General features: G+C 69.1%; 17 protein-coding genes, 1 tRNA gene and 2 pseudogenes. 13 read left to right on the top strand and 7 right to left on the bottom strand.

Annotation, left to right across the window (positions count from 1 at the left end):
* The first annotated feature begins 46 nt into the window (after positions 1–46).
* From ACH4PU_RS24185 to ACH4PU_RS24195, 3 genes are all read left to right on the top strand, one after another.
* On the top strand, positions 47–1,051 hold the full coding sequence (locus tag ACH4PU_RS24185) for an aldo/keto reductase (RefSeq protein WP_398275677.1): 1,005 nt from the start codon (positions 47–49) through the stop codon (positions 1,049–1,051).
* A gap of 228 nt (positions 1,052–1,279) precedes the next feature.
* The gene (locus tag ACH4PU_RS24190; RefSeq protein WP_398275824.1) at positions 1,280–2,464 is read left to right on the top strand and encodes an MBL fold metallo-hydrolase; all 1,185 of its coding nucleotides are present in this window, start codon (positions 1,280–1,282) and stop codon (positions 2,462–2,464) included.
* A gap of 15 nt (positions 2,465–2,479) precedes the next feature.
* Positions 2,480–3,037, top strand: a complete 558-nt coding sequence (locus tag ACH4PU_RS24195; protein ID WP_398275680.1) for a hypothetical protein — start codon at positions 2,480–2,482, stop codon at positions 3,035–3,037.
* 56 nt (positions 3,038–3,093) lie between these two features.
* Here ACH4PU_RS24195 and ACH4PU_RS24200 read toward each other — a convergent pair whose 3' ends face one another.
* Positions 3,094–3,666: a hypothetical protein gene (locus tag ACH4PU_RS24200; RefSeq protein ID WP_398275683.1), complete on the bottom strand. Its 573-nt coding sequence runs from the start codon at positions 3,664–3,666 to the stop codon at positions 3,094–3,096.
* A 67-nt stretch (positions 3,667–3,733) separates the two neighbouring features.
* On the bottom strand, positions 3,734–4,189 hold the full coding sequence (locus ACH4PU_RS24205; RefSeq protein WP_398275686.1) for a hypothetical protein: 456 nt from the start codon (positions 4,187–4,189) through the stop codon (positions 3,734–3,736).
* 506 nt (positions 4,190–4,695) lie between these two features.
* On the opposite strand from ACH4PU_RS24205, the gene ACH4PU_RS24210 reads away from it, so the two are divergent.
* A complete protein-coding gene (locus tag ACH4PU_RS24210; RefSeq protein WP_398275689.1) occupies positions 4,696–5,202 on the top strand; it encodes a hypothetical protein in 507 nt (168 codons plus the stop codon).
* Positions 5,203–5,379: 177 nt separating this feature from the next.
* Here ACH4PU_RS24210 and ACH4PU_RS24215 read toward each other — a convergent pair whose 3' ends face one another.
* Complete coding sequence (locus tag ACH4PU_RS24215) at positions 5,380–8,619, bottom strand: amidohydrolase family protein (RefSeq protein ID WP_398275692.1); 3,240 nt, start codon at positions 8,617–8,619, stop codon at positions 5,380–5,382.
* A 142-nt stretch (positions 8,620–8,761) separates the two neighbouring features.
* A complete protein-coding gene (locus ACH4PU_RS24220) occupies positions 8,762–9,055 on the bottom strand; it encodes a YiaA/YiaB family inner membrane protein (protein ID WP_185942180.1) in 294 nt (97 codons plus the stop codon).
* Positions 9,056–9,248: 193 nt separating this feature from the next.
* On the opposite strand from ACH4PU_RS24220, the gene ACH4PU_RS24225 reads away from it, so the two are divergent.
* Positions 9,249–9,325, top strand: a tRNA-Pro gene (locus ACH4PU_RS24225).
* Between the two features lie 348 nt (positions 9,326–9,673).
* Here ACH4PU_RS24225 and ACH4PU_RS24230 read toward each other — a convergent pair.
* Positions 9,674–10,750 (bottom strand): annotated as a pseudogene (locus ACH4PU_RS24230) (tyrosine-type recombinase/integrase); the annotation flags it as partial.
* A 478-nt stretch (positions 10,751–11,228) separates the two neighbouring features.
* Here ACH4PU_RS24230 and ACH4PU_RS24235 point away from each other — a divergent pair.
* The 5 genes from ACH4PU_RS24235 to ACH4PU_RS24255 all read left to right on the top strand — a co-directional run bounded on the left by ACH4PU_RS24235 (position 11,229) and on the right by ACH4PU_RS24255 (position 16,569).
* Positions 11,229–11,720 (top strand): Pycsar system effector family protein, encoded by a 492-nt coding sequence (locus ACH4PU_RS24235; protein WP_398275696.1) that lies wholly within the window; start codon positions 11,229–11,231, stop codon positions 11,718–11,720.
* A gap of 50 nt (positions 11,721–11,770) precedes the next feature.
* Positions 11,771–12,412, top strand: coding sequence for a Crp/Fnr family transcriptional regulator (locus ACH4PU_RS24240; protein ID WP_398275699.1), 642 nt, complete (start codon positions 11,771–11,773; stop codon positions 12,410–12,412).
* A 136-nt stretch (positions 12,413–12,548) separates the two neighbouring features.
* Positions 12,549–13,331 carry a hypothetical protein gene (locus ACH4PU_RS24245; RefSeq protein ID WP_398275702.1) on the top strand — a complete coding sequence of 261 codons (783 nt, stop codon included), beginning with the start codon at positions 12,549–12,551 and terminating at the stop codon, positions 13,329–13,331.
* Positions 13,332–14,347: 1,016 nt separating this feature from the next.
* Complete coding sequence (locus ACH4PU_RS24250; protein WP_398275705.1) at positions 14,348–15,874, top strand: hypothetical protein; 1,527 nt, start codon at positions 14,348–14,350, stop codon at positions 15,872–15,874.
* On the top strand, positions 15,871–16,569 hold the full coding sequence (locus ACH4PU_RS24255; RefSeq protein ID WP_398275708.1) for a hypothetical protein: 699 nt from the start codon (positions 15,871–15,873) through the stop codon (positions 16,567–16,569). The genes ACH4PU_RS24250 and ACH4PU_RS24255 overlap by 4 nt, the downstream gene beginning before the upstream one ends.
* A gap of 1,937 nt (positions 16,570–18,506) precedes the next feature.
* Here ACH4PU_RS24255 and ACH4PU_RS24260 read toward each other — a convergent pair.
* Together ACH4PU_RS24260 and ACH4PU_RS24265 are read right to left on the bottom strand one after the other, a co-directional pair.
* Positions 18,507–18,819 (bottom strand): annotated as a pseudogene (locus tag ACH4PU_RS24260) (transposase); the annotation flags it as partial.
* Positions 18,820–20,337: 1,518 nt separating this feature from the next.
* Positions 20,338–21,765, bottom strand: a complete 1,428-nt coding sequence (locus ACH4PU_RS24265; protein ID WP_398275711.1) for a short-chain fatty acyl-CoA regulator family protein — start codon at positions 21,763–21,765, stop codon at positions 20,338–20,340.
* A gap of 384 nt (positions 21,766–22,149) precedes the next feature.
* Here ACH4PU_RS24265 and aceA point away from each other — a divergent pair, with 384 nt between their 5' ends.
* From aceA to ACH4PU_RS24280, 3 genes are all read left to right on the top strand, one after another.
* Positions 22,150–23,433 (top strand): isocitrate lyase, encoded by a 1,284-nt coding sequence (gene aceA / locus ACH4PU_RS24270; RefSeq protein WP_398275714.1) that lies wholly within the window; start codon positions 22,150–22,152, stop codon positions 23,431–23,433.
* Positions 23,434–23,531: 98 nt separating this feature from the next.
* Positions 23,532–25,124 (top strand): malate synthase A, encoded by a 1,593-nt coding sequence (gene aceB, locus ACH4PU_RS24275; RefSeq protein ID WP_398275717.1) that lies wholly within the window; start codon positions 23,532–23,534, stop codon positions 25,122–25,124.
* On the top strand, positions 25,121–26,011 hold the full coding sequence (locus ACH4PU_RS24280) for a 3-hydroxybutyryl-CoA dehydrogenase (protein ID WP_398275720.1): 891 nt from the start codon (positions 25,121–25,123) through the stop codon (positions 26,009–26,011). The genes aceB and ACH4PU_RS24280 overlap by 4 nt, the downstream gene beginning before the upstream one ends.
* The last annotated feature ends 212 nt before the right edge of the window (positions 26,012–26,223 follow it).

A 26,223-nucleotide genomic window follows, 5' to 3' on the forward strand; every position in this document is an offset into this window, starting at 1 on the left:
GCCCGGGCCGCCGCGCAACGCGGACACCGATCGAAAAGGCACCACCATGTCCCTCAAGGAAATCCTGCCCGGCCGGCTGGGCTTCGGCACCGCCCCCCTCGGCAACATGTTCCGGGCGATCCCCGAGGAGGACGCCCTCGCCACCGTGGAGGCAGCCTGGGACCAGGGCATCCGGTTCTACGACACCGCTCCCTTCTACGGCGCCGGCCTGGCCGAGGAGCGCCTGGGCAAGGTGCTGTCCGGCAAGCCCCGCGACTCCTACGTGCTCTCCTCCAAGGTCGGCCGGGTCATCCTCGACGAGCACGAGACCGCCACCCCCGACTTCGGCGAGAAGGGCGGCCTCTTCGAGCACGGCAACCCCAACAAGGTGCTCCACGAGTGGACCGCCGAGGCCACCGAGCGCTCGATCGAGGGCAGCCTCAAGCGCCTGGGTGTCGACCGCCTCGACATCGTCTGGGTCCACGACATCGCCCAGGACTTCCACGGCGACGCGTGGGTCGGGAAGTTCGAAGAGGCCCGCACCGGGGCCTTCCGCGTCCTGGACCGGCTCCGCGACGAGGGCGTCATCAAGGCGTGGGGCCTGGGCGTCAACCGCACCGAGCCCATCGAGCTGACCCTGGCCCTGGACGAGCCCCGGCCCGACGGCTTCCTGCTCGCCGGCCGCTACACCCTGCTCGACCACGCGCACGCGCTGGGCCGCCTGCTCCCCATGGCCCAGGAGCGGAACGTCGACATGGTCGTCGGCGGTCCGTACAGCTCCGGCGTCCTCGCCGGCGGCACCCACTTCGAGTACCAGCAGGCCCCGCCGGAGATCGTCGAGCGCGTCGGCAGGCTCAAGGCCCTCACCGAGCGGCACGGCGTGAGCATCAAGGCCGCCGCCCTGCAGTTCTCCCTCGCCCACCCGGCGGCCGCCGCCGTCATCCCCGGCGCCACCCGGCCCAGCCGCATCGCCGAGGACACGGTCGCGCTGAACGAGGACATCCCGGCCGCGTTCTGGGCGGAACTGCGCGAGAGCGGGCTGGTCGGCGCGGACGCCCCGCTCCCGGCCTGACCTCCGGGCCGGCCCGACCTCCGGACCCGGGCCGGCCTCCAAATCCGGCCTGAGCTCCGGGTGGGCCTGGCCTCCGGACCCGGCCCGACTTCCTTTCCCGGCCCGGCTTCCGGACCCGGCCTGACCCCCGGATCCGGCGCCTCCCCGGCGGGAAAACGATCAACGATGGCGCGGGCGGGCGGGACCGTCCGATAATGAGACGGACCGTTCCCCATGCCTGGAGGTGCCGTGACCGGCTTCCGCGTCCCCAGAAACCCCCTCGACGCGCTCCGCCCGGCCGCCTTCGGCGCCGACCCGTCGGGGGAGCGGATGGCCCGCATCCTGCGCTCGCCGCACTTCGCGGGCGGCGTCTTCGTCAACCCCCCGGGCCCCGAGCGGACCCCGAGCACCCGCTCGATGCTGGGCTACCTGCCCACCTACTTCCGCAAGGAGGAGCGGGTCCGCCGCGCCCCCGCCCACCCCATCCCCGTGCACCCGACCACCGTCGCCGACCTGGCGGAACCCGCCGAGTCGGGGCTGCGGCTCACCTGGATGGGCCACTCCGCCGTGCTCACCGAGATCGACGGGCACCGGGTGCTCATCGATCCCGTCTGGTCCGAGCGCTGCTCGCCGTTCGCCTTCGCGGGCCCCCGCCGGCTGCACCCGGTGCCGATACCGCTCGCCGAGACCGGCCGGGTGGACGCCGTGGTCATCTCCCACGACCACTACGACCACCTGGACATGCCCACCGTCCGCGCGCTGGCCCGGACCGGCACGGAGTTCGTCGTACCGCTCGGCGTCGGCGCGCACCTGGAGCACTGGGGGATCCCGGCGGGGCAGATCACCGAACTCGACTGGCACGAGACGACGTTCGTCGGCGAGCTCACCCTCACCGCCACCCCCGCCCGCCACTTCTGCGGACGGGCGCTGCGCAACACCCAACACACCCTCTGGGCGTCCTGGGTCATCGCCGGCCCCCGGCACCGCGTGTTCCACAGCGGTGACACCGGTTACTTCCCCGGCTTCGCCGGCATCGGCGAGCGCTACGGCCCGTTCGACGCCACCATGATCCAGATCGGCGCGTACAGCGAGTTCTGGCCCGACATCCACATGGAACCGGAGGAGGGCCTGCGCGCCCACCTCGACCTCCAGGGCTCCGCCCCCGCCGAGCGCGGCGTCCTCCTCCCCATTCACTGGGGCACCTTCAACCTCGCCCCGCACCCGTGGGACGAGCCCGCCGAACGCACCGTCACCGCCGCCCGCCGCGCCGGCGTCCGCTACGCCGTCCCCCGCCCCGGCCAGCCGTTCGAACCGGCGGCGGGACTGCGCCCGGACCCCTGGTGGCAGACCGTCGCGGCGGAAGCCCCCCAGGAACGCGGCGCCGGCCGGGCCCCGGCTCCGGCGGCACGGCTGGACCTCGCGGCCGAACGCTGAGAGGGGGCTTCCCGGTTGAGCAGTTTTAACCTGCACCTGCGGCGGGTCCACGACGAGCGCCTCCCGGCCCGGATGCGCCGCTCCGACCTGCGCTCCTGCCTGGTGCACTTCGCGCCGTACGGTTTCCACGCCACGTACCACCACCTCACCCTGAGCGCGCGGATCCCGGAGAACGTCGAGGACGACCCCGCGTCCCTGATCCGCGCCGCCGACGAACTCCACGCCGCCCGGTGCCTCTGGAACGCCCACGTCCGGGCCCGCGCGGCGGACCGGCTGGCGGAGAAGGCACGGGGACGCCGCCACGACCCCACCGGCGCCGCCTGGCGCGCCGCGCACGGCTGGCGCACCTGGCGGCAGGGCTGGAACAACATCGCCTTCTGCCCCGACTGGACGGTCCACCCGACCGAGCCCCTGCCGGTCGTGATCGAGCGCGTCATCCACTGGACCCCGCCGACGGACGCGTCGCACGCGCCCACATGCCGGGCCTGCGGATACGGCGGCGGGACGCGGGGTGAGCCGGGCACCGGCTCGCCGGCGACGGCGTGCGGGCGGTGCGGCGTCGGGGCGGTGTGAGAACGGGAGCGGGAGGGGCGGGCGGAACCGGTCGTGTCAGCGGCGACGCGTTCCGGTTACGCCAGTCCGCCGAGGGTGTACCGGTCGAAGGCGTCGTACAGGTCCTCCTCGTCCACGACCACGGCGTCGATCGAGGGAGCGGCGGCCGTGGCGAGGAGGGTGGTGAGGCGGGCCAGGGCGGGGAAGCGGGCTTCGGCGTCGGGGTGGACGGACCGGGCGCCGGCGAGGAGGGGGGCCGACGCCGGGTCGCGGACGCGGAGGCCGCCGGTGAGGTACACGGCGTACGGCTGCGCGGCGATCCCGGCGAAGGTGTCGCCGGTGGCGAGGCTGCGCAGGCAGTCGGCCAGGGGAGAGGCGGAGCGTGCCGGGTCGCGGTCGTGTTCGGTGTGGTCGACCGCGTGGTGCGGCACCGCGCGTACCCGGTCGACGACCTCGCGTCGTACGGACGGGGCCAGCCCGATCCAGTCCGCGTCCGGTGCGAGGCCGGTGAGCGCGTCGGCCGCGCGCTGCTCGGCTTCCTCCAGGCGTCCGGTGTCCACGGCGAGCGTGGTGAGGGCGAAGGCCGGGTCGGGGCGGCCGGTCCGGCCGGTTCGGTCGGTGACCGCGAGGAAGAGGGTGTGCCCGGTCATGTCGTTCGCCTCGCCGGTGGTCGGTGGGGGCCGGTAGGCACGGGGGCCGTACCGGCCGTGGTCGTGCCTACTTCTTGATGCAGATCTTGCCCTGGCTGTGGTTCTCCAGGGAGGCGCTGTGCGTCTTCCCGTCGGCCTTGATCGTGAAGGTGGCCTTTGCCGAGTAGGAGTAACATTCCCCCTTCGGCGGAGGCCAGTTGGCCACGACCCGTGCCTTGAACTTGTTCTTGCCCGAGCCGCTGTCGTGCGCGACCTGCGTGCCTTCCTTGTAGAGGGTGACGGATATCGAGTACTCCGGCATCTTCTGCTTGCAACCCTTGAGGTCGGCGTGGACGTTGATGACGTCCGGGTTGGTGTGGGACTCGTGCGGTGAGTCGAGCGCGGCCTCGCACTTGTCCCAGACGGTGGCCGACGACTGGGTGGCCGGCGCGACCGGAGCCGCGGCGTGCGCCTGGAAGGGGACGATCAGGCCGGCGGCGGCGAGCGCGCCGGTGAGCGTGCCGGTGAGGATGTGCCGTCTCATGATGCACCTCCGGAAATCGGGAATACCCGGCGAACTTATGGCCCGCTCGCCCACAACGACACCACATATCAGGCCAATTGCCGCCACCGCGGCCGGCGTCGACCGGCTCCTCACCCGGCCGAGCGGCGCGAGGCGCCGCGGCGGGGGCGCGCGGAGGCATGGGCCGACCGGAAAGGGCGGGAGTCGTCGGAGGGAACGTTCCTCCGCGCGTTCCCCGCGCATTCCCCGTGCGTTTCCCTGTGTGTTTTCCCGTGTGCTTTCGGAATCCGGCGAAAAGCGCGGTCGGCTCCGACGCGTCGGCAACCGGCCCTGCGCGGCACGGCGGTTGGCACGTGATGCGCCTGGATCGATGAGCGATTTTAAACCGGCCTGTACACCCTTGAGCATGAAGGACCCCATGGTTGCCACGCCCTCGCCCGACGGCCGGGTGTCAACTGGAGGCGATCGGAAAGCCGACTCGGACCGGACCGCCGTCCGCGTGGATCCGGCCGTTCGAAAGGACTGGCATGGCAAGCACCCGCAAGGCACGCGTCCTCACGTTCATGGCTGCCGTCCCGTTCGCGGCGGCGCTCTTCATGACGGGAGCGGGAGCCGCTTCGGCCGCCGAAAACTCCCCGACCGACACCCGGGTGGGCAGCGCGACGGCCACCGGCCCGTGCGGCCACGACTGCGAGCACGGACGGCACGACGAACGGAAGGGCCACAAGGACGGGAAGGGCCACGAGAGCGGGAAGGGCCACAAGGAGGGGAAGGGCCACGACGACCACGGTCGGGGTGACGACTGCGACCACGGCCATGGGTGCGGGGACGGCGACCACCACGGCCGGGGCGCGGACTGTGACCACCACCACGGCCGGGGTGAGAACTGTGACCACCACCCCAGCCGGGGCGCGGACTGTGACCACGACCGTGGCAAGGGCGAGGGCCGCGACCACCACCACGGCCGCGGCGAGGACCGGGACCATCACGGGCACGGCGGGCACGGCGACCACCACGGCGACCACGGCAAGTAGGTGAGCCGGGCGCCGCGCGTCCCCGACGCGGTGGCCACGCGTCGCCGCCGGCCCGCCACCGCTTGAACCGTCGCGCGGCGGTCCCCGGCCACCTCCCGGGCACCGCCGCGCGCGTAGGCCCGAGAGCTCTCGGAGCGGCGCGGACCGGCCGGCCGGCCTCTCAGTGCCCCCGGCCTCTCAGTGCCCCGGGTCGCAGCACGAGTCGCGCCGCAGCAGCCGTCCCACCTCCAGCCATTCGCCGTGCGTCGAGCTGCCGTGCCGGGCCGCCGGGGCCGCGTCGCCGGCGTAGGCGTCGAGGAGCTTCCGCTGCTCGAAGGGGAGGCCGCCGCGGAGCACCGACTCCGTCCGCACCAGCGAGTCGAAGTCGGTGAACGGGTCGCCGTCGACGATCGTCATGTCGGCGAGCTTGCCGGTCTCCAGGGTGCCGAGGTCGCGTTCCGCGCCGAACACCCGGGCCGGGATCGCCGTCGCCGTGCGCAGCGTCTCGGCGGGGGAGAGGCCGTGGCGGTGCAGGGCGCGCAGGCCCATGTGCAGGGAGAGGCCCACGGGGACCAGCGGGGCGTCCGTGCCGAGGGCGACGAGACCGCCGCCGGAGAGGATCCGCCGGTAGACGTCCACCTCGGTGCGGAGCGTGGCCAGTTGGTCGCCGGTCGGCCGTTCGGCTGCGGTCTTGCGGACGAGGTCCACATCCCACGGCGGCATCAGCCGCGTCACCCGCGGGTCCTCGGCGAGGCCCGGCTGTTCGCCGATGAGCGGGGTCGAGGTGAAGATGGTCGCGATCATGTGGAAGTCCGTCCGGGTGTAGATCTCCCGCACGTCCTCGTACGCCCGGCCGCTCGCCGACGTGGCGTGCCCGAACTCCAGTCGCTGGGTGGCCTGCAGATGGGTCGTCAGGTCCTGGCCGAGCTGGACGCCCGGGGTGCAGAGGTGCGAACCGGTGCGCACCCCCAGCACGTCGTGGGCGTGCCGGGCCGCCTCCTCGATCACCCAGCCGGGCGCGCGGACGTACGTCTTCACGAAGTCCCAGTCGAGGGCCGCGGCCCGGGACAGCGACCGGCGCAGGCCCTCGCGGGTGCGGTGCGCCCGGCCCATGCTGTACGCGACCCGGCTGCCGTCCAGCAGCTCGCCGCAGGTCAGCAGGCGCGGCCCGGCGAGCTCGCCGGCGTTCACGGCCTCGCGGATCCGGGCCTGCTCGTAGGAGGCGCCGCCGAGCGAGACGGCCGTGGTGATCCCGTAGGCGAGTTGGAGGGCGGTCTGCCGGCCGCCGTAGGTGATCTGCCAGGGGTGGGTGTGCGCGTCCCACAGGCCGGGGAGCACCGTCCGCCGGGACGCGTCCACCCGGCGCCGCGCGGCGCGCCCCGCCCGGTGCGGCTCGACGGAGTGCACCCGGCCGTCCCGGACGAGGACGTCGACGTCCTCCCGGACGGTGTTCCCGGTGCCGTCCCAGAACCGTCCGGCGTGCACGACCGTGTCGACGGGCGTGGGGCGGCGGTAGTCGAGCCGGACGGGGACGGTCCGCGCCTCGTTTTTGTCGACATCCAGGAGGCGCAGCTTCCCGGCCGACAGGTAGAGGATCCGGCGGGAGTCCGCCGACCAGGACGGGTGGTCGGCCGCCTCGCCGGTGAGCCGGCGGGGCGCGCCCGCCGGGGTGCCGTCGGACTTCACCGGCAGCAGCCACAGCGCGGACTCGCTGATCACCGCCATGTGGCGGCCGTCCGGCGACCACACCGGGCCGGAGTCGTAGCGGTCGGAGACCGAGGCGTGCGGGGCCAGGGCGTGCAGTCGCGACGTGCCGTCGGACGTGTCGATGACGCGGATGAGGTTGTAGCCCTCGCGGAAGCGCTGGTTCAGCCGGTTGCGGTCGCAGTACGCGACGTACCGGCCGTCGGGCGACCAGCTCGGCCGGCCCGGCAGCCCGCCGCCGCCCATCGGCGCGGCCAGTACCCGGTCGGTGCCGGCGGCGAGGTCGCGGACCAGGAGGTTGCCGGAGAGGTCGAGGCAGGCCAGCCGCTTGCCGTCGGGGGAGAGCGCCGGGCTCACCCGGCCGCCGCCGGCCAGCTCGGCGTCCTCGCCGGAGTCGAGGTCGTGCCGGCGGACGGCCAGCAGCCCGGAGCGGTCGTCGGCGTAGACCAGCGCCTTGCCGTCGGGTGTCCAGGACGGGCCGAGGAGGTAGCGGGTGGCGTCGGCGCGGACCACGCGGCGGGGCGCCGCGCCGCCGTCGACGTCGGCGACCCAGAGCGCGTTCAGCGCGGCGAACGCGACCCGGCGGCCGTCCGGGGACAGCGCGGGCAGGTGCACCGCCCGTACCCGGCCCACGCCGCCGACCTCGACGTCGTACCGCTTGACGCGGTACCGCGGCCGGTCGACCGGCAGCTTCGCGGCGAACGGGACGGTGGCGACGGTCGTCGCTCCCGGCTCCTTCCCCCCGCTGGAGGGCGTGACGCGGACGACCCGGAACTGCCCCTCGACGGTCAGCAGCAGCTCGTCCCGCGAGATCCACCGCGGCGGCACCGGCTCCACGTCGCCGTCGACGGGCACGGCCGCGCCGTCGACGACCAGGGCGCAGGACGCGGTGGGGGCGGCGGTCGTCCGCAGGTACGCCAGCCGTCCGCCCGGGCTCACGGTCGGCGTCATGACCTGCGCCTTCGCCGTCTCGGTGTGCTCGACGCGGACCGGGCCGCGGCCGTCGGCGGGCACCGACGCCACCGTCCGGGACACCAGCGCGTCCTTGGTCGCCTGGCCGCGGACGAACAGCAGCCGCTTGCCGTCCGGCGACCAGACCGGGTCGAAGTCCTCCCACCCGCCGTCCTGGAGCGGCCCGTCCTGGTCCTTGAGCCCGGTCACCCGGGTCAGCGCGCCGGTCCGGACGTCCACCGTCCAGATCCGGTACGGGCTGCCGGCCACCGGGTCGCCCTGGCGCTCCGAGGCGAACGCGATCCGGGTGCCGTCGGGGGACCAGGAAGGGCCCCGGTCGTCCCAGGGGCCGTCGGTGAGCTGCCGCAGCCCCGTCCCGTCGGGGCGGAGGGTCCAGATGTGGAAGCCGCCGCCCCGGTACGCGCAGACGGCGAGCAGCCGGCCGTCCGGGGAGTGCACGGGCCGCGTCGGCTCCAGGTCCGGCGGCGTGATCGCCACCGCGTCCCCGCCCTTGCGGGGCAGCGACCACAGGACGTTCTGCACCTCGGCCACGACGCGGTCGCCGAAGAGCGACGCCGAGCCGTTGGTGGCGGCGGTGAAGGACAGCACGGGCGCCCCGGAGCCCGCCCCGGCCGGGGAAACCGGTGCCGCCTCCGCCGGCGTCGGAACCACCCCGACCGCCCCGGCCATCCCGGCCACGGCCGCGGTGCCCGCGGTGGCCTGGAGGAATCTGCGCCGGGAGAGGGGAGAGAGGCGAGTGCCCGAGGGGCCCTGGACGTCCAACTGTCCTCCTGGGGTGCGGGAGTTGCGCGGGGCGCGAGAGGAAGATCTCGATCGGATCATCGTTCACGGTGCGGGGGCCGGGGTCAACACCCCACGGGCCCGCCGGCCCCCCGCACCCCCTCCGCGGATCACCGCAGGCCGGTCACAGCCCCTCGACCTTGAACGCGTCCTGCTCGATGAGCAGCTTGTCGAGCCGCGCCTTGTCGACCCGGTTGGTGATCTCGTCCACCTCCTGCCGGTCCCGCACGCACTTGGCCAGCGTGAACGCCGACGACACCACGAAGACCAGCCCCAGCCCCAGGAACCCCCGCTCCCAGGCCCCGACCGGCAGCCGCACGATCCCGACCGCCAGCGCCACCAGCGACAGTCCGAACGAGAGGGCGGCCTGGACGTAGAACGCGGTGGTCGTCGGCCGCTGTATCGATGGAGTACTCATGCCCCGAAGCGTCGCGGACCCGGCCCACGGCCCACATGAGTACCGCTACTCATCTCCCCCCGCCCCGCCCGGGCCCCGGTACCCATGCCCGGCCCCCGCCCCCGCCCGCCCATCCGTGCGCGACCACCCCACGGCGTGCGGTATTGTTCTCTTGCGCGGTCGGCAAGGGCACCAGCCCGAGCCGGACGAGCACCGGGACGTGGCGCAGCTTGGTAGCGCACTTGACTGGGGGTCAAGGGGTCGTGGGTTCAAATCCCGCCGTCCCGACCAGCGATTTTCGCAGGTCAGAGGCCGTTCTCGTAGGGATGCGAGGGCGGCCTTTCTGATGTTGTGTCGGCTTGTGGTCGCAAGGTGGTCGCACGCGCGCACGGCTGCTTGGACAGTTCTGGGGTAGTTCCTGGCGCTGGTGGGCTGTCTGATGGTGGTCATCTGGTTGTGCAACTGGGGGATGTGGTCGCAGGGCGGTCGCGCTGCTGGGATCGGTCGTGGGGGAGTGGGTGGCCGGTCGGCCTGGGTGAGGATTTTGTCGATAATGTCGACGGCTTCGCGGGCTGCCTGGGTGGTGAGGTGGCTGTAGACGTTCGCCGTGGTGGAGAGCGTCGAATGGCGGAGCGTCTTGGAGACCACGGTGAGCGGTACGCCGGCGTTGATCGAGATGGTGGCCGACAGGTGTCGGAGATCATGGATCGTCGTGCGGGAGATACCGGCTTCGCGGCACAGGTAGTGGAAGTGGTTGAGGACGTACTGCGGGTGCAGCGGCCGGCCGTCGTCGCGGTGGAAGACGAAGTCGCCCTCGAGACCGTTGGCGGTTGACGGGCATCTCTCCTGCCTGCGGTGGCGGAGGGCGGCGGCGACGCGGCTTGAGATGGCGACCCAGTTCCTGCTGTTCCTGGTCTTGGGTGTGGTGATCACCAGGCGGTTGTTGTCGATCGCGGAGAGCGTGGTGCGTATATAGAGGACGCGGTTGTCCAGGTGGACGTCCTCCCAGCGCAGCGCGAGCGCTTCTCCCTTGCGCATGCCGGTCCCGATGAGAACTTCGACGAGGTCGGCCATGAGCGGATCCGCGGCGTTGCAGTACCGCAGGAAGCTGACGGCCTCGTCGATGGTCCAGATGTGGCGTTCGGCAGCGGCTGGGCGGGGGATGATCGTGGGCCGTGCGGGGTTGTGCTCAAGCCGGTGGTGACGGACGGCCTCGCCCAGTGCACTCGACAGCGTGGCGAGGATGCGGTGGACGGTGACCGGACCTCGTCCACGCGAGAGCTGGGCTCGGACGAAGGCGGCGATATGCCCGTAGCCGAGGTCGTCGAGCTTGAATTTCCCCAGCGCGGGGACGAGATCGTTGTCGACGTAGGCGCGGTAGCGGACCGTGGTCGTCGGCTTGAGCGTCATGGCCTTGGCCTGCAACCAAGCGGTCAGGCAGTCGGCGACGGTCTCGTTTGGATCGGCCAGAAGTCCGGCGCCCGCAGTCTCGATCAGCCGCCGCAGGGCCTGTGCAGCTGTGTCCCGGTCGGGGAAGCCACCGCGCCGGACGGTGTGGCGGCCGGGAGCGTCCTGAGGAATGTCGACGGCGAACGTCCAGGCACCGTGATCAGGATCGGCGAGGAGGCGCGGACAGCGTGATCCGAGCTGTTTATGCAGGTGGTCCCGGCAGCCGCAGCGCCGGTAGACGCGCCCTCGAGAAGTGGCGGAGCGCATAGTGATCGCTTCCAAAGGTTGCGCATTGAACTGCTACATCCAGTGTCTATCCAGGCGTGGCGGTTCCCGCGACCACATGCGACCACGTCGACGTCAGCGCAGCCCTGACCTGCTGCGATCCCTTGGTGGGGCGCAGGGTCTGCCCGGCAACTTTGCCGCCACTCTGGTAGGAAGGCCCGCCCGAGATCGGCAGTGAGTCAGGCAACAGCGTTTGGATGAGGGGCCGGGGCTCGAAGTCTGGGTCGCCTTCGGTGGCGATCGTGAGTTGTCCCTGAGCTGTGTCTAGCCGCAGTTCTCCAATGCCGTCACAGACAGATGCTCTGGTTGATGACGATAAGAGCGGTATATGTGTGCTCGGGCCTGGATCATTTTCGGCCGAAGAGCGGGTGCCGCGCCGGTTCGGGTGGAGGGTGAGCGATTCTGGTGCCGAGTGTCGGCTGGCGCGGCCGTCCGGAGCCTGGGAAGGGCGGAAGCACTGGTGGCAGTCGATCCGTTAGACACAGCCTGGAAGGTCCAATCGGCTCTGACCGATTGGACGGGGAAGGCGGATACCAAGGCGTCGATCGCGCTCAGTCTGCAGTCGGCGCTGCTGGCGTTGGTCGGGGTGCTGACCGTGGCCAGCCACGGATTCCGCACAGGATCGGTTCTGGCGCAGGTGCTGGGGTGGGCAGGCATTCTGACGCTCCTGGCGGGCGCCTGCCTCGCAGCAGCGGCTGTGTCTCCCAATCTGCGGTCCGAGCGACGAGGCCCGGAACCTGACGGGGACTACTTGTTCTTCGGCCATCTGCGTCACTTCGAGCCTGAGCAACTGGAGGGCGCGTTACGGGAGAGGGATCCTCTGGCCGCGTTGTCGCGGCAGATGGTGGTCATGAGTGAGATCGCCTGGGCTAAGCACCGCCGGGTGCAGTGGTCGTTCGCGGCAGCGGTATCCGGCTCAGGCGCGCTGGCCATCGCCGCGGTGATCGGTTAGCAGCAGCGCGGATCGAGAAAGCAAACGGGGGAGCTGTGAACTTTCGCGGTGTGGTGTCGGGAGAGGCATGGACGGATCTCGTGAAACGGGGGCAGCGCCGACAGTACCCGCGAGGGGCGGTGCTGTTGAGACAAGGGGAGACCGCGAATGTCGTCATCGCCCTCGCCGAAGGCATCGTCAAGGTCGTACAGACAGTTCCGAGTGGGGAAGGTGTCCCACTCGCTCTGCGTGGTGCGGGCGAGGTTCTGGGGGAGATGGGGGCGCTCCTGGACCGGCCCAGATCGGCCTCGGTGACGGCTGTGACCACCTGCACCGGGTACGTAGTGCTCGCGCACGCGTTCCGCGGCTATCTCGCTCGGTACTCCTTGGAGGGAGCCGTGTACCGGCTCGCCGTTGAGCGCATGCAGGAGAACGAACATCTGCATGCCGCCTTGACCCGATTGCCGATTCGGGCACGTGTTGCGCGCGTGGTCAGCCATCTGGCAGTCGAGGTTGGCGTTCCTGATGATCACGGAGCTGTCTGCGTACAACTGGGCATGGACCGGGAGGAACTCGCCGTCATGGCGGCGATGAGCCGTTCATCTGTGATGGCTGCTCTCCGGGACCTCCACGCCACCGGGGTGCTGACCCTGGGGCGTGGCCGTCTGGTAGTTAACGACGCCGCCGCTCTGGCGAGGCTCTTCGAGGAATAGGGCATGGCAACGACATCGCAATGTGGCCCACGTCACTGTTGGAGGGTCCAGTGCTGGACGATGCCCCTCGCCGTCTGCCGACACAGTCAATTGCGACCACCTTGCCAGCACCTTTCACGAAGAAATGAGGGAGTATATGACCTCGTCCTGGGAGCCGTTGTGGCCCTACCGCGCAGTCCTCGCGGTCGACGCGAGAAGCTTCAGTGCGCACACCAGCACCGGAATGCAGCAGGTTAACGCAGACATCCAGCAGGTACTGGCACAGGCACTGTCGGCAGTGGGCCTGAGCGCGAGGTGGGAGCAGCGAGCATTCCCACAGCACACTGGGGATGGCTACGTCGCCGGCGTGGACCCGGAGGTGTTGCCTGCGCTGGTCGGGTGTTTCCCGGATGCCCTCAGCTGGGTTCTGCACGATCATCGGACGCACAACCCCGGCCAGTCAGCCCTGCAGTTACGCGTCAGTATTCATGTCGGCCCGTTGCCTCCCACCGGGCTCGGCGTTCCGATGGTCGAGACCCACCGGCTGCTTGATCACCAAGCACTGCGCGACCTGCTGGCACGTGCTAATCCGGAGCTGACCAATACAGCTGTCGTCATCTCGCAACGTGTCCATGAAGACGTGTTCCACAGCGGCCTGGCGACGGGTGGCATCCTTCCTGCGCACTATGCGCGAAGCCTCGCCAAGGTCAAAACTTTTGAGCAGCCCGCATGGCTACATGTACCGGGCCTCGACTGGGGGCTGGCGGATCCTGCCATCTTCGAAACATCGGACGCTGGCACGGAGCAGTCGTCTACACGAACGCCCGATCAAGCCCAGACGCCGTCGCCCACTCCCGCAGCGGTGTCGTTCACACAAAACGGAAACGGTAACTATCAAGGCCAGCACCAGCACTTCAACGGATTCGGGGGGCGGAAGTGACCGACGATTCCTACTTCGCGCGGGCCGGGGAGTCTGGCCGGGATGCGAACCCCAGTGCTCGCGCCGAAGACACCAGCGACGATCAGGGCGACGGGCTGCCTACTGTGCCCGAGTATGAGGAACCGTCACCGCCAGTGCAAGGCAAGCAGCACTTCTCGAGCATGGGTTGGATCGGCCGGTTGCCAATGGGAGACACTCATCCAGCCGAGACCACTGGAGATCCCGAGCCCGAGCAGGAAGCCTCCGATGGAAGGGGGTACGGCCAGGACGTTATCGACCCGGCTGCCATGGCGCCCCTTGCTGCGGACGGAATCCCCAGCCCACGAGGAGAAGGCGGTCCTCTTCTTCCTAAGACGTGGCAGCCCGGCAACGTAGACGACTTGTCCGGAGCCCCGTTGGATCGGCCGGACTCACATCCTTATGGCGGAGAACCGGATGCAAGTTCTGGAACCCGGCCACATTCCGAAGCGCACTGGGGAAAAAAGGACGAGCACGGCCGGACTGACGCTCCCGCCGTCCCCACGGGCGAGCCCGCCTGTGAAGACGAAGCCGACGAAGAGACCGAAGGGTCCACAACTGCGGAACCACCGGAGACAACGAGTGGAGATGCAGAGCCTGGTGATCCTGCCCGACCCGCCAAGCAGCTGACGCAAGACGTGGCCCCTGGCGGCTACGGTTTCCAAGCGGACACGCAGAACTTCTATGGTAACGACTATGTGCGTCCGCAGCCGGTCTCCATGACCGACCTGCAAGCCTGCGCTGAGGACCGCTTCGTCGTACCACGTGACAGTCGGCGATGGGAGCTGGCCCAGCAAGCCCTCGCTCAGTATGGAGTCGTTGTCCTGTGCGCGCTCCCAGGAAACGGACGACGGACGGCAGCGCTTCGCCTGCTCAGTACGGTGGGTCCTTCTGCCGGCACGTCGCTTTTCATAGACCTGGAACCCGAGTGGTCCAAACCTGACGTGACGAAGCTCCCGGTCGGTCCAGGCCACAGGTATCTCCTGGACCTCTCAGAGATGCCTGAACCTCCCGGCCAGCGTTTCGGTGACGCGCTGCGCGATTACGGAGAGACTGGCAGGGTCGCGAATCGCTACCTCGTCGTTCTGGCCACGCCGCAGAGCTGGCAGGGGCCGTGGACGGAAGCAGCGCGACCGTTCACGATGGGACTCCCTTCCCCCGACGCGAAGCCACTGGTCGGTCACGAGCTGCGGCGGCGAGGCGCCAGCCACAGGATCAGCTGGCTTGACGACCGAGCCTTTGAAGGTATTTGGGAATCCAACCCGCCTGCTCAGGACGCACGCCGACTGGCCTGGATCATCCAAGAGGCAGCGGAAGGTGATGACAAGAGCGCCATCGTCGACGAATTCCGGGGCTGGCACCAGCACATCGGTGCCCTCCTTAGCCCGTCGCAACAGGGGCCCGGGGAGCCCACGCTCGTGGCCACGCGCTCCATGGTCTGGGCTGGCGCACTGCTGCACGGCGGGACGAAACGGTCGGTCATCCAAGCGGCCGATATGCTGCTGGACAACCTGAAGCTTTCCCGCGAGCCGGTGGACGTCCTCTCGGATGCGACCTCCAGCCGACGGCTGGAAGCCGCGCACCTCACGCCCAACGGTGATCACGTATTCCACAACACAAACAAGCACGACCTGGCGCCAGCGATTCTGCGACACCTATGGGAGGAGTTCCCGACCCAGCGGGAACTGCTGCGCACCTGGGCCGTTGCCGTGGCAGCCGACCAGAGCTTGCCTGACAACGACGCGCGGATCGTCGCTAGTTCGCTCCTCAACCTGGCCACGGAGGTACACGACAACACCATCATCGACAGCATCGGAAGAGACCTCGCCGAGCACCGTCGCTCGCTGGCTGTCGAAGTCCTCACCTCCGCAGCCCTGGACCCTGAGATCGGAAGGTACGTCAGGAACCGGCTGTACCGATGGATGACTGTAAAGAAGCCACCAGCCGAGCTGGTCGCTCTGGTCACGGAGATCTGCGGTGGAGAACTGGCGCTCCGCCAGCCGGCAATTGCTGTGACTCGTCTGGCCCGGGCCGCGACCCATTCCGCGTATTCCTCCCAGCCGATGGTAGAAGCCTTCGCGAAGCTCAGTGAAGTCAACCCGGCTGAAGTGGCCAAGGCGCTCAAGACCTGGCTGGAGGAGCAGCAACCCAAGCGGCACGCCTTAGTCTCCTTTCTGGCCCTCGCCTCCAGCCCCGTGGGGGCACGGCTCTTGCTCGACACGACGAATGAGCGTGACGGGCGAGCGCGCTTCGTACGGGCCTGGCAACAGTTACTCAAGGACGATGACGCATGGGAGGCCGCGGACACACAGCTGACCCGGTGGGGATCCGACGCCGAGAAGGGGGAGCTTCCGGACGATCAGCTGATTGACCTGCTGGCGGACGTGTACGAGCCCAAGATCTACCGGAGCAGCCTCAAACGCTTCTTCGCGAGGGACGAGGAATTCCAACAGACCTTCTGGGGCAAGATCCTCGAAGCAGCGGTCATCCGGAACCACGAGCGCCACAAGGAAGCCGCCGAGTGATGTCCTATTTCGGGCTACGGCGGAGCATGCGCCTGCGCATCTCCGCCACCTGGCCCACAGCACTCTTCGGCGTACGCTACAGCGCCAGTGGCGTACTGCGCTGCCGCCCCGACGCCGAGCTGAGAGAACGGGGTCGGGGCATCGTGCGTTCCGTGGCACGAGAGTCACTCGACGGTATCGCTCGCCACATCACGGGCGAGTACATGCCATCGGAGCTCGATGAGGCGCAGAATGCCTTGGCGCTCCGGTTGTCCGAGTGGGGACCAGCAGCGGAAGGCTCTGCGGTGGAGATCAGAGCGAGCATTGCACTCCGCCTCGCCCCCGACGACCGCGCGCGCTCTCAGTCGTACGAAGATGCTCGTCGAGAGCAACAGCTGCGACATCACCTCGACGTCGACCGGATCAGCCATCTGAGGAGAGAAGTACTCGTCAATGCTGATGCGGCGCGTGCCTGGTGGATCGACCTTCACAGAGAGGGCAACCTCCCTATCTCGTGGGACGAGTTCAACGCCCAGATATTGCCGTATGTGCACAATGCGCAGGACCCTCAGTCCAAAGCTATGCGTGCTGCCGTCGTCCTCGCCCAAGTCATGGAGAGGCTGGAGAGCGATCCGGCTCGCCACCAGCAGTTCCTGGCCACAACGCGTGTCGTGCTGCAGCAGATGAACTGGGACGACCTAGCCGACGAGCTCTGACTGGGACTTTAACCCATTGTGCATGGTGCTCGGCGGGCCGGAATGGAGGGCGTTGTAATGCCCACCACCTGCGCGTACGCCTGACCGGCGCGGCGGGTGAGGAGCGTGCCCTCCGTGTGGCGGGCACAGGGATCGGCACCTCGCCGTCTCGGAGGCAAGGAATTCTCCAGACGTCGGATTCTGGGACCCTCTTCCGTTCCTGAAGAGGATTCGAGCACGACTGAACGGGGGCTGAGGGGCGCAGGGCTCAGAGTCTGCCAGTCGGGCAAAATGTTCATCCACGCTCCAAATAGCGACCCTTCTAGTAATTCTTTAGTGGAATCATATCCCTCAGGAAGGCGACAAGTTGCGTAAAAAGGTCGACGAATTAGAGGCTTTTGCTGACATGCAGAAGGCCGGGTTAGAACCGCTGGTCCCATACCCGGGTCGAACGAACCTTCCCTGGCCATGCCGTTGCGTGACGTGCGACAAGCAAGTCAGCCCCCGGCTCGGCAATATCCGTGGCGGTCAGGGTGGATGTTCGCATTGCGGAAAATCAACACGGGGCCTCTCGCGGCGCCTCCCTGAAGGTCAAGCCGTAGCCGACATGCGCAGAGCCGGACTGGAGCCCGTGGAGCCGTTTCCAGGGACGCAGAAGCCGTGGAGAGCGCGGTGTTCAACATGCGGAAACACCGTTGCCCCTAGGCTAAATCATGTCCGCAACAGAGGAAGCGGCTGCCGATACTGCGCTGGGAACATCCGAGTCGGATCTGACATCGCTACTGCGGAGATGCGGGAGGCTGGCCTGGAACCTCTCGAACCATACACGGGAGCGAACTATCCCTGGAGGTGTCGCTGCCTCACCTGCGGAAAGGAAGTCAACCCGACGCGGAGTGGAGTGCTTAGAGGACGTGGCTGCCGATACTGTGCAAGGAACGCTCCGATCGAGCATGAGGTTGCCGTTGCCGAGATGCGGGAGGCTGGCCTGGAACCTCTCGAACCATACACGGGAGCGAACCATCTCTGGAGGTGTCGCTGCCTCACCTGCGGAAAGGAAATTACGCCCAGGCTGGTCACTATTCGTAGAGGGAATGGCTGCCGATACTGTGCAAGGAACGCTCCGATCGAGCATGAGGTTGCCGTTGCCGAGATGCGGGAGGCTGGCCTGGAATCTCTCGAACCATACACGGGAGCGAACTATCCCTGGAGGTGTCGCTGCCTCACCTGCGGAAAGGAAGTCAACCCGACACGGAGCAAAATTCGCAGCGGGCGCAGTTGCCTGTACTGTGGAGGGAGAGCGCCAATCCATCCCTCAGTCGCCGTCGCCGACATGCGGAAGGCGGGCTTGGAGCCCTTAGAGGAATATCCCGGCCGACTTACTCCATGGCGTTGCCGCTGCATCTTGTGCGGCAGAGTAGTGAAGCCCACATTGGGTAACGTTCGTGGCGGTCGGAGCAGTTGCCGCTACTGCTCAAATTCCAATTTTGACTTCAGTGGGCCTGCAATCCTCTACGTGATAACCCACCGTGAACTCGGGGCCCATAAAATTGGCATCACTGGGGTCGCTTCCAGAACTGATCGCCTCGCCGTGCACCGCCGCTATGGGTGGGATGTTTTTAAAATTTTCCGGATCGCCACGGGGGAGGATGCCTACCTCGTAGAGCAGGCCGTTCTCTGTCGTCTGCGAAACGAGCTCGGACTCCCTCAGTATCTATCCGCGGCCTGCATGCCTCAAGGCGGCGAAACGGAGACGGTAGACGCGAACGAAATCCCCCTCATTCAACTGTGGCGAATTATAGAGGCCGAAACTAAGAAAGTGACCTCTCCTGAATGAGCGCCGACTGCCTTGCGACGATCAGAAGATAGCGGAGACCGCTACCCCGACCCTTCGACCTCCTACCTACCAACACCGCCGGGACGAGCCCTTGCTGGCCCTCCTGAGCCAACTGCCCCGCAGTCCCTGCCCCTGAGCCACGAGGCAAAGGCGGCCGGGCGATCTGGTCGGCGGGCTGCGGGATCACTGCCGGATGTTGCGCCTGCGCAGGTGCTCTCGGATAGTTCGGGACGAGTAGGCACCGTCCGCCAGAACCGTGTGGGGCCGGAAGCTCGGTCGGCCGATTGCTCTCGGCATGCGCAGTGCGGCCATGAGCGCTCGAATGCGGGTGCGTCGCCGGCCTTGCCGGGCGTGAGGACGAAGCACAACGGGCGGCAGCGGCCGTCGACCGCGAGGTGGATCTTGGTACTCAGGCCGCCGCGGGAGCGCCCGATCGCATGGTGGTCGGGCTTGTCGGCCGAGGCCTTTTTCTGTGGGCCCCGTCATCGAAGTGTGCGATCGAGGGCTTGAGCGCAGTGACGGGCGTATGGTCGGCGGCCATGATGTTGGCGAAGACCAGTTCGCCGTGGGACTCTGTGGCTCGGTACCCGCCTACCGGGCGCTGGAGTTGTGCGGCGATCTCGTGGCCGTTCGGTCCACGGTGTGTCGGCGCAGGTGTCGACTGGTTCACGGTCGTAGCGTCGGCACGTGCGTAATAAAGGCGCGTTGCCTCGGCTGCTTCCGTCGCTGTACTGTCCCCCGCCATGGGGGCGGGGTGCACGACGGTCGACAGGGGCATGTACACGTGGGTGTCGCTCGCTGTGACCGGAGCTCATGCTCACACGGCCGGCGGCCCTTCGCCCACATTTTTGCACCATGCGCCACCTTTGTTCGTGCGGGTGCCATGCCGGTTCGCGGCCTTGACCACGAGGGCGTCACCGACCGCAGGGCAGGCGTTGTGCGCAATCGGCCGCGCCGCTTTCGGCTCGCGCGGTGGCCTTGTGGCCAGCTGACAAACCCTGAACTGCGGGAGGCGACCAAGGTGATGGAGACCCTGGGGACCAGTTGGGGACCACACGTCATGCACGTAAACGGACAACCAGCGCGTTACTGAACGAACTGTCACGGTGATTTGCCCTGGTTATCTGTGATATGGCGACCTTGTACTTGACTGGGGGTCAAGGGGTCGTGGGTTCAAATCCCGCCGTCCCGACCGGGAAAACGCCCTCTGATCTGCGGGAAAACGCAGGTCAGAGGGCTTTTTTTAATGGTCTGGCGATCGGCTACCTGATGGGGCGTCAGACGCTTGGAGACCACTTGGGGGCCACGTCCCGGAAAAACCGCTGATCAGGCCCTGTGCCTCTGGGGACCAAGATCACTTGGCAATTCGGGCGTTTGTGGACTTCTCACAAGGCATGGAGGCCGGCTGGCAGCGGCTTTGCGAGGGCGGGGCGCTGCGGAGTGGCTCACAAGGGACTCGCCGGCGGCTGGTAGCGCTTGCAGGCCGGGGTGCGGGTGGCGCCGGGCCGTCCGCAGGGGGGCCATGCCCGGCGGCCACGCGCAAGATGTGCGGGGCACGCCTGCGTCGGCCATCCAGGTCAGAGGGCCGCCAGGTCGAGAGGCGGTAGGTAGCCGAGGCTCATGGCGCCTTGTGCCTATGCGTCGGTACCGATGATGGAATCGCGCTTTTCGAACCAGGCGAGGGAAACGCGGATGGCCTCTTCGAGGGTGTACCGCGGGTGCCAGTCGAGGAGAGCGGCGGCGCGTTCCTCCCGAGAGTAGGTGCCGGTGTTGTCACCGGCCTATGCAAGAGCGTACGGGAGCGCGCGGCAACAGCAGGCGCGCGAGCACCATCGTGCGCCCGGCGGCGCTACGGCGATCGGCTGGCGTACGCGACCAAGGGCGGTGTTCCGGAGTGCCCCTCCGGGGCCTGTCCCGTTGTGCCGAGCCACGTCGTCGAGGAGACCGCCGCCCGATCAGTCGGCGGCTACCGGATCGTTCCCGACCGGGTAGGGCACGAAGGTGCTGCTGTTCTGGTCGATGAGCAGCGGACGGCCGAGTGGTGGTGTGGCCCGCTGGGAGCAGTCGAGGCGTTCACAGACCCGGCACCCCATGCCGATGGGGGTGGCGACGGAGGGATTGGCCAGGTCGAGGCCGTCGGAGTAGACGAGCCGGTGGGCATGACGGATCTCGCAGCCGAGGCCGATGGCGTACGTCTTGCCGGGTTCGCCCCAGCCGCCGCGGTTTCGGGTGACGGCTCGCGCGGTCCACAAATACCGTTGGCCGTCCGGCATTTCGGCGACCTGGACGTGAATGCGCCCGGGGGTGGCCAGTGCCTCGTAGACGTTCCACAGGGGGCAGGTGCCGCCGGCCCGGGAGAAGTGGAAGCCGGTCGCGGACTGGCGTTTGGACAGATTCCCGGCGCGGTCGACGCGTACGAAGGAGAAGGGCACTCCGCGCAGCCTCGGCCGCTGCAAGGTGCTCAGTCGATGGCAGATGGTCTCGTAGCCGAGACCGAAGTGGTCGGTGAGGCGTTCGATGTCGTAGCGCGCTTCCTCGGCCGCCGCGTGAAAGGCGGCGTAGGGCAGGACAAGGGCGGCGGCGAAGTAGTTGGCGACGCCGATCCGGGCGAGGGCGTGGGGTGTCGATCCGGGCGGGAAGTCCTCGCCGGCCAGCCGGTCGATCCCCTCGCCGTATTCGAGCAGGGCGAGTTGGGTCGCCATGCGGAACGCGCGCTGGCCGGGCCGTAGCCGCGCGGACAGGTGAAGGGTGCGGCTTCCGCCGTCGTAGCGGTGCAGTCGCGCGCCGGGCTCCGTGGCCAGGTGAACGCCGTGTGCCGTGGCGAGTCTCGCGGTGAGGGCCCTGACCACTTCTCCGGGTCTGATGCCCATCTCGCCGGCCAGGCGTTCGGCCGCGAGGTCGGTGTCGTGGAGGTAGTTCTGGCGGCGGTAGAAGAAGTCGCGGATCTCCTCGTGGGGTGTGGAGGTGGTTGCCCCACCCTGACCCCGGCCCCGGTCCCGGCTGTCCGCCGCCCCGGCGAGGCGCTCGGAGAGCTGCTGGTTGCGACGGCCGAGTTCGAGCAGCACCTGGGCGACCCCAGGGAGCCGGGCGGCCAGGTCGTGGAGATCGGCGGCGGACACCCGGGACTCGGCGATCTCCCCGGCGAGCGCCTCTCGAAGGTCGGCCATCAGTCGTGTCGTGTCCCGTTCCGAGAAGAACCCGGGGTCCACTCCGAACGCCTCGGTCAGCCTGAGCAGCACGGGCACGGTCAGCGGCCGGGAGTCGTGCTCCATCTGGTTGAGGTAACTCGCGGAGATCCCCAGTACCCGGGCGAGATCCGCCTGGCTCATCCGGCGTTCCTCCCGCAGCCGCTTCAGCCGCGCACCCGCGTACGTCTTGCTCACCGAACCGCTCCTCCCGGCAGGGAACCCGATCCGGTCAGCCTAGGGGAACAACCCACCCCTCAAGGCTTCGCAAGGTTGGCAAAATTCGGCAGGAAGATTTGCAAAGGTTGGCATACATCCCCGGTTGATGGCACTCAGTGCCAGTGTCAGAGTCGTGGTGCGGCCCGCCGGACCCGGCGTGCGAGGCCCGGTACCGGAGCTCCAACTCTGTCCTGGCGTCGATGACTCCGGCGTCGGAAGAGGCCCGCACCGGCAACGTTGCTCAGCCCCGCTCCCGGCGGTGGCGGGCCGCATATCCCAGCGATACGACATGCAGTGCCACCTCTGTTCCTACGGGCTACAGGGGTTGGCAGCCGGCACAGAACCGAGGAGACGGTGACAGTCATGGCAGAAGCGAGGGCACTGGCGGCCGAGGACCTGACACGCCGCTGGTCCACCGACCCCCGGTGGCAGGGCATCGAGCGCACCTACAGCGCCGACGAGGTGATCCGCCTGTCCGGCAGCGTCCGCGAAGAGCACACCCTGGCCCGGCGCGGCGCCGAGCGCCTCTGGCGCCAGTTGCACGAGCAGGACTACATCCACGCGCTCGGCGCGCTCACCGGCGGTCAGGCCGTCCAGCAGGTCAAGGCCGGCCTGCAGGCCATCTACCTGTCCGGCTGGCAGGTGGCCGCCGACGCCAACCAGGCCGGCCACACCTACCCGGACCAGAGCCTGTACCCGGCCAACTCGGTGCCCCAGGTGGTGCGGCGGATCAACAACGCGCTGCTGCGCGCCGACCAGATCGCCACCGCCGAGAACGCCGGCGACACCACCGACTGGCTCGCGCCGATCGTCGCGGACGCGGAGGCCGGATTCGGCGGGCCACTCAACGCGTTCGAGCTGACCAAGGCGATGATCGCCGCCGGTGCCGCGGGCATCCACTACGAGGACCAGCTCGCCTCCGAGAAGAAGTGCGGCCACCTCGGCGGCAAGGTCCTCGTCCCGACCTCGCAGCACGTCCGCACCCTGAACGCGGCCCGCCTCGCCGCCGACATCGCCGACGTGCCCACCCTGATCATCGCCCGCACGGACGCGCTCGCCGCCACCCTGCTGACAACCGATGTCGACGAGCGCGACGCCGAGTTCGTCACCGGAGAGCGCACCGCCGAGGGCTTCTACCGGGTGCGCAACGGCATGGCGCCGGTGATCGCCCGCGGCCTGGCGTACGCCCCCTACGCCGACCTGATCTGGGTCGAGACCGGCACCCCCGACCTGGAGCAGGCCCGGGAGTTCGCCGAGGCCATCCACGCCCGGTACCCGGGCAAGATGCTCGCCTACAACTGCTCGCCGTCCTTCAACTGGAAGGCGGCCCTGGACGACGACCGGATCGCCAAGTTCCAACGGGAGCTGGGCGCGATGGGCTACCGCTTCCAGTTCATCACCCTGGCGGGCTTCCACTCCCTCAACCACGGCATGTTCGACCTCGCCCGCGGCTACGCCGAACACGGCATGACCGCCTACGTCGACCTCCAGGAGCGGGAGTTCGCCGCCCAGGCGCAGGGCTTCACCGCCGTCAGGCACCAGCGCGAGGTCGGCACCGGCTACTTCGACCTGGTCTCCACCGCCGTCAACCCCGCGTCCTCCACCACCGCCCTGACCGGGTCCACGGAGGAAGAGCAGTTCCACTAGGCCGCCGAGCCGGATCCCGCGGACCGGCCGGCCCCCAGCCGGCGGAGGGGGGCGAACCGTCTCCGTCCTCCTCCGCTCCGACCCCTCAGGAGAGCCCGATGACCACCACCGCACTCACCCGGAAGGTCCGTGTCCTGGCCGCGCCCGGCCATCGGCACGACGAGATCCTCACCCCCGCCGCCCTGGACTTCGTCGGCCGGCTCGTCGAGGCGTTCGCATCGCGCCGACAGGATCTGATGAAGGAACGCCGCCGCCGGATGCTGCGACTGGCGTCGGGCTCGCCTCTCGACTTCCCCGTGGTCACCTCGGCCGTCCGCACCGACCCGGGCTGGCGCGTCGCACCGCCCGCCCCCGGGCTGACCGACCGCCGCGTGGAGATCACCGGTCCGCCCGACCGCCGGATGGCCGTCAACGCGCTCAACTCAGGCGCCCACGTGTGGATGGCGGACTTCGAGGACGCCAGCGCGCCCCTGTGGGACAACCTGGTCGGCGGACAGCTCACCCTGCTCGACGCCATCGAGCGCCGCATCGACTTCACCACGCCCGAGGGCAAGGAATACCGGCTCGGCGAACGTCTCGCCACCATCATGGTCCGCCCCCGCGGCTGGCACCTGGACGAGGAGCACCTGGAGTACGACGGCCGCCCGGTGCCCGCCGCGCTCGTCGACTTCGGCCTCTACTTCTTCCACTGCGCCCAGCGGCAGATCGACGCCGGCCACGGCCCGTACTTCTACCTCCCCAAGCTGGAGAACCACTACGAGGCCCGGCTGTGGAACGACGTCTTCCTGCTCGCCCAGGAGCTGCTGGGCATCCCTCGTGGTACGGTCCGCGCCACCGTTCTCATCGAGACGATCACCGCCGCGTTCGAGATGGAGGAGATCCTCCACGAACTGCGCGAGCACAGCGCCGGGTTGAACGCGGGCCGCTGGGACTACCTGTTCAGCCTGATCAAGACCTTCGGCCACCGCACCGACTTCCTCCTTCCCGACCGCGCGAAGGTGACGATGACCGCGCCCTTCATGCGGGCCTACACCGAACTCCTCGTCCGCACCTGCCACAAGCGCGGCGCCCACGCCATCGGTGGCATGGCCGCCCAGGTCCCCGGCAAGGACCCGGCCGTGAACGAGGCCGCGTTCGCCAAGGTCCGCCTGGACAAGGAGCGCGAGGCGGAGGACGGGTTCGACGGGTCCTGGGTGGCCCACCCCGCGCTCGTCCCCGTCTGCCGCGACGCCTTCGACAACGTCCTCGGCGAACGCCCCCACCAGCTCGACCGCACGCGTGACGACGTCGAGGTGACCGCGGCCGACCTGCTGTCCGTCCGCCGGATCGGCGGGCCGCCCACCCCTGAAGGGGTGCGCACCAACATCTCCGTCACCCTGCGGTACTACGCCGCCTGGCTGCGGGGCCAGGGAGCGGTCGCACTCGACGGGCTGATGGAGGACGCGGCCACCGCCGAGATCGCCCGGGTGCAGATCTGGCAGTGGCTACGGCACCGGGTGATCGACCGGGAGACCGTGACGGAGCTGCTCGACGACGAGGTCGCCGCGCTGGGCGCCGACTACCCGTGGGCACCCGTCGACGACATCCGCGCACTCTTCGAACGCACGGCGATGACAGGCGAGTTGCCCCTGTTCTTCACCCCGGACGCCTACACCCGCCACCTCGTGCGCCGCCCGGCGGAGCGGGCGTGAGCGCGGGCATCGCCCGCGTCGGCGTGGTCGGCGGCGGGCAGATGGGCGCGGGGATCGCCGAGGTGTGTGCGAGGGCCGGGCTGGACACCGTGGTGTGCGAGGTGGACGCGGTCGCCGCCCGCGCCGCCCGGGACCGCGTGGCCGCCTCCCTGGACCGCGCCGTACGACGGGGCAAGCTGATCCGCGAGGCCGCCGACGCCGCTCTGGACCGGCTCGTCTTCACCGGCAGCCTGGGCGACCTCGCCGACCGGCAGCTCGTCGTCGAGGCCGTCGTCGAGAACCCGGACGCCAAGGCCGAGATCTTCGCCGCCCTTGACAAGACCGTCGAGGACCCGGCGGCGGTCCTCGCCACGAACACCTCCTCCCTGCCCGTCATGCGGCTCGGCATGGCGACCACCCGCGCCGACCGGGTGATCGGCCTGCACTTCTTCAACCCCGTGCCGGTGCTGCCGCTGGTCGAGGTGGTGACCTCGCTGCACACCTCGGCCGAGACGACCGCCCTGGCCGAGGACTTCGCGGCCCGTACGCTCGGCAAGACGGTGATCCGCTCCCAGGATCGGGCGGGCTTCGTCGTCAACGCCCTGCTCATCCCGTATGTCCTCGCCGCCGTTCGCATGGCGGAGTCCGGCTTCGCCACCGCACAGGACATCGACACGGGCATGGAGCTCGGTTGCGCCCACCCCATGGGCCCGCTCAAACTCGCCGACCTGATCGGCCTGGACACCGTCGTCTCCATCGCGGAGTCGCTCTACGACGAGTTCCGCGAACCCCTTTACGCGCCACCGCCGCTGCTCCAACGGATGGTGGAGGCAGGGCTGCTGGGCCGGAAGGCCGGCCGGGGGTTCCACATCTACGGCCACGGTCGAGCGGCTCGGGGCACGGGCTGAGGGAACCGCACGACCGCCGGGGTGAGGGCCTTGGCAGGGGCGCGGGGGAGGGGCGGGAAGCGCGGGTGCGGCGCTTCCCGCCCTCTCTGCGTTCCGCTTCCGGTCTGCCATGGCGGGCGTGGAACGGCGAACCGGCCCACAGGAGATCCCGCCGCCCTCTGGCCAATGGCAGGACTTAGGTATACCTAAGTTTCGGGCGCGACACAACATCT

This window comes from Streptomyces sp. NPDC021100 (assembly GCF_044333095.1).
Classification (GTDB): Bacteria; Actinomycetota; Actinomycetes; order Streptomycetales; family Streptomycetaceae; genus Streptomyces.